Source organism: Pantoea sp. S18, from assembly GCF_045689705.1.
GTDB classification, from domain to species: Bacteria; Pseudomonadota; Gammaproteobacteria; order Enterobacterales; family Enterobacteriaceae; genus Pantoea; species Pantoea symbiotica.
In genome coordinates this window covers 1,419,685-1,434,709 of the sequence record NZ_CP142688.1, presented here as the reverse complement: position 1 = coordinate 1,434,709, position 15,025 = coordinate 1,419,685, and the positions used below count along the sequence as shown (strand labels likewise).

At 55.1% G+C, this 15,025-nt stretch carries 13 protein-coding genes; 5 read left to right on the top strand and 8 right to left on the bottom strand.

What is annotated here, in order from left to right:
* Positions 1–108 precede the first annotated feature (108 nt).
* Both VIJ98_RS06485 and ybjG read left to right on the top strand, forming a co-directional pair.
* Positions 109–1,797 (top strand): aspartate:alanine antiporter, encoded by a 1,689-nt coding sequence (locus VIJ98_RS06485; protein WP_061717183.1) that lies wholly within the window; start codon positions 109–111, stop codon positions 1,795–1,797.
* A gap of 353 nt (positions 1,798–2,150) precedes the next feature.
* Positions 2,151–2,756 carry an undecaprenyl-diphosphate phosphatase gene (ybjG, locus tag VIJ98_RS06480; protein WP_323272860.1) on the top strand — a complete coding sequence of 202 codons (606 nt, stop codon included), beginning with the start codon at positions 2,151–2,153 and terminating at the stop codon, positions 2,754–2,756.
* Between the two features lie 63 nt (positions 2,757–2,819).
* On the opposite strand, the gene VIJ98_RS06475 is transcribed toward ybjG, so the two are convergent.
* Positions 2,820–4,025 (bottom strand): serine hydrolase, encoded by a 1,206-nt coding sequence (locus tag VIJ98_RS06475; RefSeq protein WP_071531640.1) that lies wholly within the window; start codon positions 4,023–4,025, stop codon positions 2,820–2,822.
* 274 nt (positions 4,026–4,299) lie between these two features.
* Between VIJ98_RS06475 and VIJ98_RS06470 the strand changes: the two genes are divergently transcribed.
* The gene (locus VIJ98_RS06470; protein WP_256696056.1) at positions 4,300–4,956 is read left to right on the top strand and encodes an HAD family phosphatase; all 657 of its coding nucleotides are present in this window, start codon (positions 4,300–4,302) and stop codon (positions 4,954–4,956) included.
* 1 nt (position 4,957) lies between these two features.
* Here VIJ98_RS06470 and VIJ98_RS06465 read toward each other — a convergent pair whose 3' ends face one another.
* The 3 genes from VIJ98_RS06465 to VIJ98_RS06455 form a co-directional block, all read right to left on the bottom strand.
* The gene (locus VIJ98_RS06465) at positions 4,958–6,091 is read right to left on the bottom strand and encodes a PQQ-dependent sugar dehydrogenase (RefSeq protein WP_323272856.1); all 1,134 of its coding nucleotides are present in this window, start codon (positions 6,089–6,091) and stop codon (positions 4,958–4,960) included.
* A 104-nt stretch (positions 6,092–6,195) separates the two neighbouring features.
* On the bottom strand, positions 6,196–6,852 hold the full coding sequence (locus VIJ98_RS06460; protein ID WP_008102487.1) for a DUF3313 domain-containing protein: 657 nt from the start codon (positions 6,850–6,852) through the stop codon (positions 6,196–6,198).
* Between the two features lie 118 nt (positions 6,853–6,970).
* Positions 6,971–7,606 carry a carbonic anhydrase gene (locus tag VIJ98_RS06455; protein ID WP_007887698.1) on the bottom strand — a complete coding sequence of 212 codons (636 nt, stop codon included), beginning with the start codon at positions 7,604–7,606 and terminating at the stop codon, positions 6,971–6,973.
* Positions 7,607–7,932: 326 nt separating this feature from the next.
* Between VIJ98_RS06455 and rimO the strand changes: the two genes are divergently transcribed.
* A complete protein-coding gene (gene rimO / locus VIJ98_RS06450) occupies positions 7,933–9,258 on the top strand; it encodes a 30S ribosomal protein S12 methylthiotransferase RimO (protein WP_323272852.1) in 1,326 nt (441 codons plus the stop codon).
* On the opposite strand, the gene VIJ98_RS06445 is transcribed toward rimO, so the two are convergent.
* Complete coding sequence (locus tag VIJ98_RS06445) at positions 9,255–9,704, bottom strand: DUF4385 domain-containing protein (protein ID WP_008102491.1); 450 nt, start codon at positions 9,702–9,704, stop codon at positions 9,255–9,257. The two genes, rimO and VIJ98_RS06445, sit on opposite strands and share 4 nt — an antisense overlap.
* Before the next feature lie 115 nt (positions 9,705–9,819).
* Between VIJ98_RS06445 and VIJ98_RS06440 the strand changes: the two genes are divergently transcribed.
* On the top strand, positions 9,820–11,481 hold the full coding sequence (locus VIJ98_RS06440; RefSeq protein ID WP_323272850.1) for a methyl-accepting chemotaxis protein: 1,662 nt from the start codon (positions 9,820–9,822) through the stop codon (positions 11,479–11,481).
* A gap of 67 nt (positions 11,482–11,548) precedes the next feature.
* On the opposite strand, the gene gsiD is transcribed toward VIJ98_RS06440, so the two are convergent.
* Genes gsiD through gsiB form a run of 3 tightly spaced genes read right to left on the bottom strand, consistent with a single transcriptional unit; the run spans position 11,549 to position 14,970 of the window.
* The gene (gene gsiD / locus VIJ98_RS06435) at positions 11,549–12,454 is read right to left on the bottom strand and encodes a glutathione ABC transporter permease GsiD (protein WP_061717201.1); all 906 of its coding nucleotides are present in this window, start codon (positions 12,452–12,454) and stop codon (positions 11,549–11,551) included.
* Between the two features lie 10 nt (positions 12,455–12,464).
* Positions 12,465–13,385 (bottom strand): glutathione ABC transporter permease GsiC, encoded by a 921-nt coding sequence (gene gsiC / locus VIJ98_RS06430; RefSeq protein ID WP_061717203.1) that lies wholly within the window; start codon positions 13,383–13,385, stop codon positions 12,465–12,467.
* A 49-nt stretch (positions 13,386–13,434) separates the two neighbouring features.
* Positions 13,435–14,970 carry a glutathione ABC transporter substrate-binding protein GsiB gene (gene gsiB, locus VIJ98_RS06425; RefSeq protein WP_323272846.1) on the bottom strand — a complete coding sequence of 512 codons (1,536 nt, stop codon included), beginning with the start codon at positions 14,968–14,970 and terminating at the stop codon, positions 13,435–13,437.
* Positions 14,971–15,025 lie beyond the last annotated feature (55 nt).

Genomic DNA, 15,025 nt, shown 5'->3' with positions numbered 1-15,025 from the left:
TTAGATTTCGGCTTGAACGCTTTTGTTGCAGGAACCTTAACGTTCGGCACAAGATAGCGAAAAAAGGTCATATCATCAACTGGTTACAGGTTAAGAAGAAGTTAAACCGTGAACATTAACGTCGCAGAATTGTTAAGCGGAAATGACGTTCTGTTATTATTTGTCGTTTTAGCACTCGGACTCTGCTTAGGTAAATTACGCCTCGGCTCGGTCCAACTCGGTAATTCCATTGGCGTGCTGGTTGTTTCGTTGATTTTAGGTCAACAGCATTTCGCCATTAATACTGACGCATTAAGTCTAGGCTTTATGTTGTTTATTTTTTGTGTCGGCGTGGAAGCCGGACCTAACTTTTTCTCGATATTTTTCCGCGACGGTAAAAATTACTTCTTTTTAGCCATTGTCATGGTGGTCAGCGCGCTGTTAATCGCCCTGACGCTTGGCAAGGTATTCGGCTGGGATATTGGTTTAACCGCGGGCATGTTAGCCGGTTCGATGACCTCGACGCCGGTGCTGGTGGGCGCCGGAGATACCTTGCGGCAAAGCATCAGCGACAGCCATCAGCTCACGTTGATGCAGGATAATCTCAGCCTCGGTTATGCCCTCACTTATCTGGTGGGTTTAGTCAGCCTGATTTTTGGCGCACGCTATTTGCCGCGCCTGCAACATCAGGATCTGCCCACCTGCGCGCAGCAAATCGCACGCGAGCGCGGCCTCGACGCCGACAGTCAGCGCAAAGTGTTTCTGCCGGTGATCCGCGCCTATCGCGTCGGTCCGGAACTGGTGGAGTGGAGCGGCGGCAAAAACCTGCGCGAGCTGGGCATTCATCGCCAGACCGGCTGCTACATTGAACGTCTGCGCCGCAACGGCATTCTCGCTAGCCCGGACGGCGACGCGATGCTGCAACTGGGCGACGATATCTCGCTGGTGGGCTATCCCGATGCACACGCGCGCCTTGATCCCAGCTTCCGTAACGGTAAAGAGGTGTTCGATCGCGACCTGCTGGATATGCGCATCGTCACCGAAGAGATCGTGGTGAAAAACCACAACGCGGTGAACAAGCGCCTGAGCCACCTCAAACTGACCGATCACGGCTGCTTCCTCAACCGCGTGATTCGCAGCCAGATCGAGATGCCGATCGATGACAGCATTATGCTCAACAAAGGCGATGTGCTGCAGGTAAGCGGCGAAGCACGCCGCGTCAAGAGCCTCGCCGATCGCATTGGTTTTATCGCCATTCACAGCCAAATCACCGATCTGCTCGCCTTCTGCGCCTTCTTTATCGTCGGCCTGATGATCGGCATGATCACCTTCCAGTTCAGCAATTTCAGCTTTGGCATCGGTAACGCCGCCGGATTGTTGTTCGCGGGCATCATGCTCGGCTTTATGCGCGCCAACCATCCGACCTTTGGCTATATCCCGCAAGGTGCGCTGACGATGGTGAAAGAGTTTGGTTTGATGGTGTTTATGGCGGGCGTTGGCCTGAGCGCGGGCAGTGGTTTGCAACACGGTTTTGGCAGCGCCGGTGCGTTGATGCTGGTGAGTGGCTTACTGGTGAGTTTGCTGCCGGTGGTGATTTGCTATCTGTTCGGCGCTTATGTACTGCGCATGAACCGCGCGCTACTGTTTGGTGCCATCATGGGAGCGCGTACCTGTGCACCGGCAATGGAGATCATCAGCGATACCGCGCGCAGCAGCATTCCAGCCTTGGGCTATGCAGGAACTTATGCGATTGCTAACGTTTTGCTGACGCTGGCTGGCACCTTGATCGTGATAATCTGGCCGCTTTTGCCTTTATAAAAATATTTTCGCGCTGTCCAGAACTTTCTTTGGGGGGCGCAGTCTGAATAAGTGCCACTGCTTTTCTTTGAAATCCCCAAATTGTGGAGCCCGCCGGTCACTGACTTGCGGGTTTTTTTATGGCTTTTTCGCCAGATTGCCAAAATCCCCTTAGTCATCCTCTTGCTTCGCCCTGTTTTAATCAAACCTTCTTGCAACTTTCATCAAAGTTAAACACTCCAACAACCCGCAATAAGTTTAAGAGCGCGACTATGTACTCATAACTGGTCCGCTTTTAGGCTATCAGCTTTATTTTGCTGGCTATTTTTAGGCTGGTGTTTTTCGGGTAAACAAGACGAGGACAAGGCATCGTGATGGAAGCACTGAACCACACGCTTTTTTTATGGATCAACGCCACGCAGGATTCGCCGCAGTGGCTGATTAGTCTGGCGACCTTTATCGCCAAAGATGTGATTGCTATCGTGCCGCTGCTGATTGTGGCGCTGTGGCTGTGGGGACCGCGCGAACAGCTGGAATCTCAACGCGCGCTGGTGTTGAAAACCGGCATGGCGCTACTGTACGCGCTCAGCATCTCATGGTGCGTCGGTCAACTGTTGCCACATCCGCGTCCTTTTGCCATAGGATTCGGGCATCAGTTCTTATCTCACGCCGCAGATGACTCTTATCCGAGCGATCACGGCACCACCATTTTTACCTTTGCGCTGGCATTTATCTTCTGGCATCGCTTGTGGTCGGGCGTGCTGTTGCTGGTGATCGGCAGCGCTATTGCCTGGTCACGCGTCTACCTTGGCGTGCATTGGCCAATGGATATGCTGGGCGGATTTTTGGTTGGTTTGCTGGCGTGTCTGGCGTCGCACATGGCGTGGCAACTGTATGGCGAGCGCATGCTGGCGTTTACCCATCAGGTGTATCGCGCACTGTTTGCTATGCCGATTAAGAAAGGTTGGATACGTGAGTAATTGTTTTGGTCGCCATAAATGGCGACCCTACAACACGGTGCGCTTGATGCGCACCGTTTTTTATTAACTAAACCACTTACCGAACCAGCCGTGGAATTTCATCATAATGAAGTCCCAAATCCGGCCAATAAAGCCACCTTCCGGCACCGCTTCCATCGCCACCAGCGGGCGTTGTTCAATGGTTTTACCATCCAGCTGGAAATCAATGGTTCCCACCACCTGATTCTTCTCCAGCGGCGCTTCCAGCTGCGGTGAGTTTAGGGTAAAGCTGGCCTTGAGGTTTTTCATCTGCCCTTTCGGCACAGTGATGGCAGCGTCTTTTGCTACACCGAGATTCACCTGACTATGATCGCCAAACCATACGCGCTGCTGTGCAAACGGCTTGTCGGCTTTAATCGGCGTCACGGTTTCATAGAAGCGGAAGCCCCACGTCAGCAGCTTCTCACTTTCACGGAAACGCGTGGCATCGGTTGCCGCTCCGAGCACCACGGAAATCAGACGCATATCACCTTCAGTTGCCGAGGCCACCAGATTGTTGCCCGCGCCGGAGGTGTGACCGGTTTTAATACCATCCACCTTCAGATTGGTGCTCCACAGCAGACGGTTACGGTTCATCTGCTTAATCTTATTGAAGGTGAACTCTTTTTCGCTGTTTATCGCATACTCTTCCGGCACATCGCTGATCAGTCGCTGGCCGATAATCGCCATGTCACGCGCAGTGCTGTATTGCCCTTCCGCGTCCAGGCCGTGCACCGTCATAAAGTGGGTATTTTGCAGGCCGAAAGCTTTGACGTAATTGTTCATCAACCCGATAAACGAATCCTGGCTGCCCGCGACATAATCGGCCAGCGCGATACAGGCGTCGTTGCCAGATTGAATCACCACGCCTTTATTCAGTTCAGAGACCGGAATGCGATCGCCAGGCTTGAGGAACATCAGCGATGAACCGCGCAGTTTGGGATTGCCAGTTGCCCATGCATCCTGGCCGATAGTGACCATGTCATCGTTGGTAATCTTGCCCGATTTCAGCGCCTGGCCGACCACATAGCTGGTCATCATTTTGGTCAAACTGGCGGGATCGAGGCGCTGATCGGCATTGGATTCCGCCAGCACTTTGCCGCTGTTGTAATCCATTAAGATCCAGGCTTTGGCGTCTATCTGCGGAGCGGCTGGAGCTTGTTCTGCCAGCGTTGAAATAGGAATGAAAAGTAATAATAGTGACGATGCAGCCAGCGGCCGCCATGCAGTAGCGAAGGTGTTTTTTCTCATGAGGATGACCAGATTGTCCTTGTTAAATCTTGGTTTTTTGCAGATAAGACATGTCTCATCCCACGCTAACGGTTCAGGCCAGCGAAAAAAACCGTCCAATCGTAAAGTTTTATAGAGTTTATTAGAGTAACCCTGGCACCAACCGCGCAGCGCCGCCACTTTTGCCCATCTGACTATTGAAAAATTTTGCGTGTAATTCCGATTTTTCGCAGAACGGTTAAGCCAGTCACAAATTTCCGCTAACCTGAATTCAGTCAGCCTGAGGAGAGCCGCGATGGACTTAGCCATTTTCGATTTGGACGAAACCCTGATTTGTGAAGACAGCACCAGCCTGTGGCTGCGCTGGTTGGTTTCACAGGGCTTTGCCCCCGAAGAGATCATCCAGCAGGAGAAAATCCTGATGGAAAAATATCACACCGGTACGTTATCGATTGAAGAGTACATGAACACTACGCTGGCGCCACTCGCCGGTATGGCCACTATGACCGTTGAAGGCTGGGTACGCCGCTTTATCCATCGCGACATCATGCCGCGCGTGTTCCCCGCCGCCCGCGAGCGCATTGAGTGGCATCAGCAGCGCGGCGACACGGTAATGATCATCACCGCCAGCGGCGATCATCTGGCGGTGCCGATTGCCGAGCGCCTTGGTGTTCATGGCGCACTGGCAATTGGCGTTGAAGTGGTGGATGAACGCTACAGCGGGCAAACTTACGGCACCATGACCTATCGCGAAGGCAAAGTGACGCGCCTCAGCGACTGGAAAGCGTTACAGCAGGATCAACGCTTTGAACGCACCTGGGCTTACAGCGATTCAATGAATGATTTACCGCTGCTGGCGCATGCCGACCATGCATGGGTGGTGAATCCCAATTCGCTGCTGCTGCAGGAAGCACAGCAGCGCGGATGGGAAGTGTGTAACTGGGCACGCTAAGTTAACCGCGTGGGGCGCTGGCGGCGTCTGGCAGCCCCACTTTTAGCAGCTTGCCGTTGGACTCATCGGTTAGCACGTAGAGATAGCCATCCGGGCCTTGTCGTACATCACGAATACGTTCGCCACGATCCTCCAGTAAGCGCTGCTCCTCCACCACTTTCTCGCCATTCACCTGCAAGCGAATCAAACTCTTCTCCTTCAGCGCGCCGATAAACAGTGAGTTTTTCCACTGCGGGAAACGCGCGCTGTTATAGAACGCCATGCCGCTGATGGCCGGTGAGACTTTCCAGTAGTGCAGCGGTTGCTCAGTACCTTCGACTTCACTGCCTTTCGCTTCCGGCACTTTCTCTCCGCTGTAATCAATGCCGTACGTCGCCAGCGGCCAGCCGTAATTTTTGCCCTTCTCCGGGATGTTTACCTCATCGCCGCCGCGCGGGCCGTGTTCGCTTTCCCACATTTGCTGCGTCCACGGATTGAGCGCCAGCCCTTGCGGATTGCGCATGCCGTAGGACCAGATCTCGGCGCGCGCGCCCTGGCGATTAACAAACGGGTTGTCCGGCGGGATTTCACCGTCTTTGGTCAGACGCACGATTTTGCCGGAGAGCTTATCCAGCTGCTGCGCGCTGCTGCTGGCGAAGTTGTCACCGAAGGCGATATAGAGAAAACCCTGACGATCAAACGCCAGTCGCGTGCCGATATTGGCGCCACTCGACAGCTTTGGCGTTTGCTCCAGCACCACTTTAAAGTCGCTCAGTTGGCGGTTGTCATCGCCTAATCGGCCATAACCCACGACGCCGCCGGCGCGGCCGCTGGCATCGGCGGTGGTGTAGCTGAGCCACACGCGGCGGCTTTGGGCAAAGTCCGGCGCCAGCACCACATCCAGCAAGCCGCCTTGACGATTCGCCCACACCTTCGGCACGCCGCCGATCGGTTGCGACAGGCCTTTGCCCGGCTGCCAGCTGCGCAGCTGGCCGGATCGTTCAGTGATTAACAGCGTTTGATTGTCGGGCAGAAAAGCCACGGACCACGGATGATCGAGCTTGTCCTGCAGCACCTGAACCTGCACATCGGCAGCGAATAACGGTAAGGACGTGCTTAAAGCGCCAAACAGCAGCGCGGCGGGCAGTAAACGCATGGCATTCTCCTTTATCACGGTCTGCCGTTAAGGGTAGTCAGCGCGTGACAAAGGATGTGCAGGATTTACAAAACATTAAGCCCGGCACACGGCCGGGCACAGGTTCACGGCACGGAGAACGCCAACGTGTCGCGCACCATCTCATCAATGCCTGGACGAAGATCGGTGAGGGTAATTGGCGTGTTGTTGTTCGGTAAGGTTTTACCAAAGGCTTTGCGCACCACTTTAATCATCGGCTTACCGGTTTGTGCATCCACCGCTTCGATTTCGAGGAACAGCGAGCTCTCTTGCGTGCGATGTCCGGTTGCCGCCATGGTGCTGGCAACAACGGCGGCAATCGGCACCACTTCGTAGAACTGCACGCCTTCATTCTCTGCAGATACCGCCGTAATCGCCGCTTTCACCAGCAACGTACGCGGGCCTTTGGTGGTCACCAGCGGCTTGCGTTCAGAAATCGCCCGCTTCAGCTGGCTATCGGTGTAACTTCGCACCTCATCCAGCGTTTGCTGGCTGATACGTGCAGTCGGGTGCGCCGCCGGATAATAGACCACCGGCGTGTAAACCACGCCTCGATAATCAGCATCGTGATAGTCGGGAGAGATCCAGCGCAGCGTCGGTTTACCGCTTGGCGATTGGGTCGATTGCAGCTGACTATAATCGCCGAGGAAGCCGGAATATTGTTTTTTGTCGGCCACATGAGAGGTACAGCCCGCAGCCAGCAGCGCCAGCGTTAACACGGGAACACAAAGGGGAAATCGCATGAGAGAGCCCTTATCAGAGGTAATTGCTTCTCAAGTGTAGAAGTTGGTTTTCAGCGCGGGAGAAAATATTAGCGAAATGCGAGGAAAAACCACCTGCATTGCAGGTGGTTAGGCGGAATTACTCGAAGCAGGTTTCCGGGTTTTCCGACAGTGAAATAAAGGATTCACCGCCTTTGGTCAGCGCAATGATGCCACCGCTCTCAATATCATAAACCCACCCGTGCAGGCGCACTTTGCCTTTACGCAGCGCGACCGCCACAGAAGGGTGTGTTTTGATATTGTGCAGCTGCGCGATCACGTTCTCTTTCACCATTTCGTTGAGACGTTTCTCAACCGAATCGTAGTTGCGCTCTTCCACCACCGCTTTGGCCGCGTTGGCGTAGTGCAACCAGTGATCAACCGCTGGCATGGTTTCCAGATCGGCATTGGAAGCAATCGCGTTCATGGCACCGCAGTTGGAGTGACCACAAATAATGATTTCGGTCACGCCCAGCGCCACTACTGCGTACTCAATGGTGGCAGACACGCCGCCCGGCTCTGGACCAAACGGTGGCACGATATTACCGGCGTTACGGATCACGAACAGCTGACCCGGCTCCGACTGCGTCACCAGCTCTGGCACCAGACGGCTGTCTGAGCAGGAGATAAACAGGGCTTTGGGATTTTGGTTGGATGCCAAACTTTTGAAAAGATCCTTCCTTTCAGGGAACACATTCTGTTGAAAATTCAGAAAACCTTTGACGATCTCTTGCATATGTCTGCTCTCACATTATCCACTTCTGCCCTGGCAGTGAGGATTCACTATCAGTGCGATTTGAAATTTTCAGTGAAGATAAGTACTTACCTTTACCGACCCAACATTTAAGCAAAACACGTCAGCTTACACAACTCGGATCACGTTCGCAGACGAGCAACTCAGGCGCGGCGCTTAATGAGAGCGCGCGTCGCTCACTGAGTTAAGCATATCTACAGCACATTGGTTGTCGATAAGGAGATTCTTACACAGCCTATACATTTTCCTCTGCAACCTCTGTACAATCGCCCCCCTATCCACACTAATTATGATGAATTTTTAACCTTATGAGCCAAGTCAAAAATCCACCGCGCGTGGGGTTCGTCTCCCTCGGCTGTCCGAAAAACCTCGTCGACTCTGAACGCATCCTGACGGAACTGCGTACCGAAGGCTATGACGTGGTGCCACGCTACGATGATGCAGAGATCGTCATCGTTAACACCTGTGGATTTATTGATAGCGCCGTACAGGAATCTCTGGAAGCGATTGGTGAAGCGCTGAACGAGAACGGCAAAGTGATCGTTACCGGCTGCCTCGGTGCCAAAGTGGATCAGATCCGCGAAGTGCATCCAAAGGTGCTGGAGATCACCGGCCCGCACAGCTACGAGCAGGTTCTGTCGCACGTGCACACTTATGTGCCTAAGCCGGAGCACAACCCGTTCCTCAGCCTGGTGCCGGAGCAAGGTGTCAAACTGACGCCGCGCCATTACGCTTACCTGAAAATTTCCGAAGGCTGCAACCATCGCTGCACCTTCTGCATCATTCCATCGATGCGTGGCGATCTGGATAGCCGTCCAATCGGTTCGGTACTTGACGAAGCGAAACGTCTGGTCGAAGCCGGCGTGAAAGAGCTGCTGGTGATCTCACAAGACACCTCCGCTTACGGCGTGGATGTCAAACATCGCACCGGTTTCTGGAACGGATCGCCAGTGAAAACCAGCATGGTGAGCCTGTGCGAGCAGTTAGCCAAACTCGGCGTGTGGGTACGTCTGCACTACGTTTATCCGTATCCGCATGTGGATGACGTTATTCCGCTGATGGCCGAAGGCAAGATTCTGCCGTACCTCGATATTCCGCTGCAGCACGCCAGCCCGCGCATCCTCAAGCTGATGAAGCGTCCAGGCGCGGTAGAGCGTACGCTGGAGCGCATTAAGCGCTGGCGTGAAATCTGCCCAGAGCTGACGCTGCGTTCAACCTTTATCGTCGGCTTCCCCGGTGAAACCGAAGAAGATTTCCAGATGCTGCTCGACTTCCTGCAGGAAGCGCGCCTCGATCGCGTTGGCTGCTTCCAGTACAGCCCGGTAGATGGCGCAACCGCCAACCAGTTGCCGGATCAGGTAGCGGACGACGTGAAGCAGGATCGTTTTGATCGCTTCATGCAGCTGCAGCAGAAGATCTCCAGCGAACGTCTGCAGGAAAAAATCGGCCGCGAAGTGCTGGTGCTGATTGATGAAGTCGATGAAGAAGGCGCGGTCGGCCGCAGCATGGCTGACGCGCCGGAAATTGATGGCGCGGTCTATCTTAACGGCGATCGTCAGGTGAAAGTCGGTGATGTGGTACGCGTTAAAGTTGAACACGCCGACGAATACGATCTGTGGGGCACGCGCGTTTAACCATACTTCTGCTGGTGCGCACGTTTGCGCGCCAGATAGTCAGTATCCGCGCGCAGTTTATCCCAGCACGCTTTGAAAACGGCCGCCGCAGCGGCCTTTTCTTTTTCTGTGGTGCGCGGCAATTCGTTGCCCGCCTCGTCATATTTCCGCCCGCCCTGATGATTGCTATAGCGGCGCGCACGCGTGTATCCCATCTGAATATATTTGCGCGCCATGTCCATGCCGACAAAATCGTCCTGCGCGCGATACGCTTCAAATAACTGCATAATCTGCTGTGAAGATTGTTTTGCCAGCTCGACGGTGCGAAAACGCCAGTGCGGCAGAATCTCACTTTTGTAAGGTTCGACCATCAACACGCCCTGCTCGCCGCGCCCCACCTGATACAGCTCTGGCTGCTGGCGAAAATCGATGTGCTTGAAATCCTGCTCGTAATTAAACGCTTTCATCTGTTTTTTCCCGCCTCTCATCATCCCGTGACGTAATTATTTCCCGCTGGCACTTAAGCGATTTGCTTTTATACCGATAACTTCAATATCAGCCTACTTCCTCAGAGACGCACCTATGTTTAAACGAATGAAAATTGTGACGGCCATCATGATGATATTGGTGGTTTTCACGGCGATGCAGGCGATTTCCGGCTCGCTATTTTTATCATCACTGATTACCGGACAGCATAATTTCACCACCAGCAATCAGCTGTCGCATCAGCAACGGGAGCTGGCCGATGGCTGGCAAACGCTGGTGAAAACCCGCGTGATTATCAACCGCGTCGCCATTCGTATCCTGAAAAAACAGACGGATGAAGCGTCAGTCGCCGCCATCAACAAACTGCTGATCAGCGCAGGTGCGTCACTGGATGAAGCGAAGCAACATTATGATCTCTATAAGAGCATGCCGCACATTGCCGGACAAAGCGCGGACTCAGCCAGTGTAGTTGACACTAAGTTTGCTGCCTTCGCAGATTTGTTGAAACAGTCGGCGACGTTCCTGAAAGCCAATGATTACGCCTCCTATGGCAATCTTGATGCCCAGCAGGCGCAGGACGATCTCGAAGCGGCCTATAAACAGTGGCGTGAACATAACGTGCAATTGTTAACGGAGCGCAGTGCAGACTACGACAGCGCCTACCAGCATATGTTGGTGATGATGGCCGTAATGGCTGTGGTTGTGGTGCTGCTGCTGGTTGCCGTGTGGATTCTGGTGCGTCGCATTCTGCTGGCACCAATGAAGCAGGTGCAGCAACAGATGGAGCGCTTCGCCGACGGCGATCTCTCCGCCAGTTTGCAGGTGGAAGGCCGCAGCGAAATGGCGTCGATTGCCGCCAGCCTCAACCACATGCAGCAGTCGCTGCTCAGCACCATCAACAATGTGCGTGATAGCGCGGATGCGATTTTTGGCAGCGCCAGCGAGATCGCCACGGGTAATAACGATCTCTCCTCACGCACCGAGCAACAAGCGGCGTCACTGGAAGAGACCGCTGCCAGTATGGAAGAGCTGACCGCCACGGTGAAACAGAACGCCGATAACGCGCGTCAGGCAACGCAGCTGGCGAAAACCGCCTCGGAAACCGCCGATAAAGGCGGCAACGTGGTGGATGGCGTGGTGAAAACCATGCGCGATATCGCCGACAGTTCGAAGAAAATCGCCGATATCACCAGCGTGATTGATGGCATCGCTTTCCAGACCAACATCCTTGCGCTTAACGCAGCGGTAGAAGCGGCGCGTGCCGGTGAACAAGGGCGCGGTTTTGCCGTGGTGGCAGGCGAAGTGCGCAATCTGGCACAGCGCAGCGCCCAGGCGGCGAAAGAGATCAAACTGCTGATTGAGAATTCCGTGCAGCGCGTCAACACCGGTTCGCAACAGGTGAGCAGCGCCGGTGAAACCATGCAGGAGATCGTAAGCGCCGTCACCCGCGTCACCGATATCATGGGCGAGATTGCTTCGGCATCCGATGAGCAGAGTCGCGGCATCGACCAGATTGGTCAGGCGGTGAACGAGATGGATCGTGTCACGCAGCAGAACGCCACGCTGGTACAGGAATCGGCTAATGCGTCGGCATCGCTGGAACAGCAGGCCAGCAGCCTCTCTTCTGCGGTGGCCCGCTTCAAAACCGGCACGCGCCAGGCCGCTGCGCCGGTGGCAAAAATGGTGAAACCGGTGAGGACGCCAACCCGCGCCGCACCTGCCGCCGCGCACAGTAATGACAATTGGGAAACGTTTTAAGGGCGGGATTGTGCTGTGGGTGAAAAGGTCGCCATGAATGGCGACCTTACGGGCGACCGAACCACCATCAGGTCTTCAATTTCGGATCCAGCGCATCACGCAAACCATCACCCAGCAGGTTAAACGCCAGCACGGTAAGGAAAATTGCCAGGCTTGGGAAGATGGCGACATGCGGCGCAATCACCATATCGGCGCGCGCTTCATTGAGCATCGCGCCCCACTCCGGCGTGGGCGGCTGCGCGCCGAGGCCGAGAAAGGACAAACTCGCCGCCGTAATAATCGACGTACCAATACGCATAGTGAAATAGACCACAATCGACGACACCGTGCCGGGCAGGATGTGACGCATGATAATGGTCCAGTCCGACGCACCAATGCTGCGCGCCGATTCAATATAGGTTTGATGTTTCAGCACTAACGTATTGCCGCGCACCAAACGGGCAAACGCCGGAATGCTGAAGATTGCCACCGCGACAATCACGTTGCTCATGCCGCTGCCCATAATTGCCACCACCGCAATCGCCAGCAGAATGCCGGGGAACGCGAACAATACATCGCAGATGCGCATGGTGATGCGATCCCACCAGCCTTCGTAATAGCCCGCCAGCAGACCTAACACGGTGCCGATCAGCGCGCCAATCGCCACCGAGAAGAAACCGGCAATCAGCGAAATGCGCGTGCCCACCAGCACGCGGCTGAAGATATCGCGCCCCAGCGAATCAACGCCAAACCAGTGCATCAGTGATGGCCCTTCGTTCAGCCGGTCGTAATCGAAATAGTTTTCCGCATCAAAAGGCGCAATCAGCGGCGCGATAAACGCCACCACAATCAGCAGCAGCACAAACAATCCGGCCAGCAGCGCCACATGCTGACGGCGAAAGCGCCGCCAGAATTCGCGCCACGGCGTGCGTACCCGGTTTTCCGTGATAGTCGGCATGGTTTTCAATGCCGCGGCTCGTCGCCAGTTCTTCAATTGCGACTCCTTACTTGTAGCGAATTGCCGGGTTGATTGCCGCGTACAGCACGTCGACAATCAGGTTAATCAGAATAAATTCCAGCGAGAACAGCAGCACTTCGGCCTGAATCACCGGGTAATCGCGCATCTCGACCGAATCCACCAGCAAGCGGCCTAAGCCTGGCCAGTTGAACACCACTTCCACCACAATCGAGCCGCCGAGCAGGAAACCAAACTGCAGGCCCATCATGGTAACCACCGGGATCATGGCGTTGCGCAGGCCGTGTTTCACCACCACCAGCGATTCGCGTACCCCTTTGGCGCGTGCGGTGCGCATGTAATCTTCCTGCATTACCTCCACGAATGACGCGCGAGTGAAGCGCGCCATCACCGCCGCCACCGCCGCACCCAAGGTGATCGATGGCAAAATGTAGTGTTTCCAGCTATCCGCGCCGACGGTCGGCAACCAGCCGAGCTCGACGGAAAACACCTGCATCAGCAGCATGCCGAGCGCAAACGCCGGGAACGAGATGCCCGACACCGCCAGCGTCATGCCGATGCGATCCGGCCAGCGATTGCGCCACACCGCCGAGGTGATGCCAATCGCCATACCGAAAATCACCGCCCACACCATGCTGCTCAGTGTCAGCCACAGCGTCGGGAAAAAGCGCGCGGCAATTTCGTCAATCACCGGACGTTTCGAGACCAGCGAATGGCCGAAATCGCCCTGCACTGCATTGATCATGAAGTGCCAGAACTGCTTGATCAGCGGCTGATCGAGGCCGAGATCCTGACGCACCAGCGCCACCACCGAAGCATCCGCTTCCGGGCCGGCAATCAGGCGCGCCGGATCGCCCGGCAGCAGATGGACGAACAGGAACACCAGCACCGCCACAATCAGCAGCGTGGGAATCAGTCCCAGTAATCGTTTGAGAAAATAGTTGAGCATGCAAAGTCCTGCGCAGCATCGGCCAGCCCGCAAAGGCTGGCCGCGTCTGTTACTTCAGATCGGCCTCATCAAAATTGAATGAGGTATCGGGCATGACATAAAAACCGCTGAGGTTTTTATTGTTGGCTGACAGCAGTTGTTCCACCACCAGCGGGATCCACGGATGGTCGTTCCAGATGCGATCCTGCGCGTCTTTGTACAGCTTAGCTTTCTGGTCGCGATCGGTGGTTTTCAGCGCATCGGCAAGATCTTTATCCACCTGCGGATTGCTGTAGAACGCGGTGTTGAAGATCGCTGGCGGCCATGAGGTGGTGGCGAACAGCGGCGTCAGCGCCCAGTCGGCTTCACCGGTTGAGGCTGACCAGCCGGTGTAGAACATGCGCACACCGCTCTCTTTCTGCCCTTTACTCTCCACTTCAGCGGCACGTTGACCGGCATCCATCGCCGTCACTTTGACTTTCACGCCCACCTGCGCCAGCTGCTGCTGGGTGAACTGCAGCACTTTCTGCGCGGTACTGTGGTTATGCGACGACCACAAGGTGGTTTCGAAACCGTTCGGGAAGCCCGCTTCCTTCAGCAATTCGCGCGCTTTAGCCGGATCATATTTGATCGCCGGATAACTCTGCGCAAAGTCGATGCTTGGCGGCACGATGCCGGTAGCTGGCGTGGCGTAACCGGCAAAGGCGACTTTCGCCAGCGCCTGACGGTTGATGGCGTACTCCAGCGCTTCACGCACTTTCGGGTTATCAAACGGCTTTTGCGTCACGTTGAGGCTGATGTAGCGCTGCATGATCGATGGCGTGGTGACCACATCGAGCTTGTTGTTGCCTTCCAGCAGTTTGGCCTGCTCGAACGGCACCGGGAAAGCAAAGCTCGCTTCGCCGGTTTGCAGCATCGCCGCGCGGGTGTTGTTATCCACCACCGGACGCCAGGTAATGCTATCCAGCTTCGGATAGCCTTTTTTCCAGTAGCCATCCCACTTCTTCACTTTCACGAAGTCGGTCTGGTTCCAGGTATCAAAGGCAAACGGGCCGGTTCCCACCGGATGGAAGCCGATATCCTTGCCATATTTTTTCAGCGCGGTTGGCGAAATCATCACCGCCGCCGGGTGCGCGAGGTTGTTGATGAAGGCCGAGAACGGCTGTTTCAGGGTGATCTTGACCGTGCTCGGATCGACCACTTCGGTGGTGGCGATATATTTGAACAGGTTATAGCGTTTGAGATGGTTATCCGGATTGCTGGCGCGATCGAGGTTAACTTTTACCGCTTCGGCATTGAAGTCGGTGCCATCCTGGAATTTCACGCCGGGGCGCAGCTTGATGGTGTAGGTCAAACCGTCGCTGCTTGCCTGATAGCTTTCTGCCAGCACGTTGGTCAGCTTCATGTCTTTATCGAAGCCAAACAAGCCCTGATAGAAGGACTTCGCCACCGCCTGCGACAGCGTATCGTTCGCGTCATACGGATCGAGCGTGGTAAAGGTCGAGGCCACCGCAATCACCGCATCTTTCGCCGCCCACGCGGGCAGCGCCAATGCCGAACTCAACAAACCGGCAGTGATAACCCCTTTTCGCATAATATGGTGCATCGTTATCGTTCTCCTGTAATCCCTGTCATGCGCGACATCCAAAGATGTGCGGTTG

Bases quoted from the DNA above. Each gene is read 5' to 3' on its own strand.
- ybjG (WP_323272860.1), top strand. From the start codon at position 2,151: ATGGAAGCACTGAACCACACGCTTTTTTTATGGATCAACGCCACGCAG.
- VIJ98_RS06475 (WP_071531640.1), bottom strand. From the start codon at position 4,025: ATGAGAAAAAACACCTTCGCTACTGCATGGCGGCCGCTGGCTGCATCG.
- VIJ98_RS06470 (WP_256696056.1), top strand. From the start codon at position 4,300: ATGGACTTAGCCATTTTCGATTTGGACGAAACCCTGATTTGTGAAGAC.
- VIJ98_RS06465 (WP_323272856.1), bottom strand. From the start codon at position 6,091: ATGCGTTTACTGCCCGCCGCGCTGCTGTTTGGCGCTTTAAGCACGTCC.
- VIJ98_RS06460 (WP_008102487.1), bottom strand. From the start codon at position 6,852: ATGCGATTTCCCCTTTGTGTTCCCGTGTTAACGCTGGCGCTGCTGGCT.
- VIJ98_RS06455 (WP_007887698.1), bottom strand. From the start codon at position 7,606: ATGCAAGAGATCGTCAAAGGTTTTCTGAATTTTCAACAGAATGTGTTC.
- rimO (WP_323272852.1), top strand. From the start codon at position 7,933: ATGAGCCAAGTCAAAAATCCACCGCGCGTGGGGTTCGTCTCCCTCGGC.
- VIJ98_RS06445 (WP_008102491.1), bottom strand. From the start codon at position 9,704: ATGAAAGCGTTTAATTACGAGCAGGATTTCAAGCACATCGATTTTCGC.
- VIJ98_RS06440 (WP_323272850.1), top strand. From the start codon at position 9,820: ATGTTTAAACGAATGAAAATTGTGACGGCCATCATGATGATATTGGTG.
- gsiC (WP_061717203.1), bottom strand. From the start codon at position 13,385: ATGCTCAACTATTTTCTCAAACGATTACTGGGACTGATTCCCACGCTG.
- gsiB (WP_323272846.1), bottom strand. From the start codon at position 14,970: ATGCACCATATTATGCGAAAAGGGGTTATCACTGCCGGTTTGTTGAGT.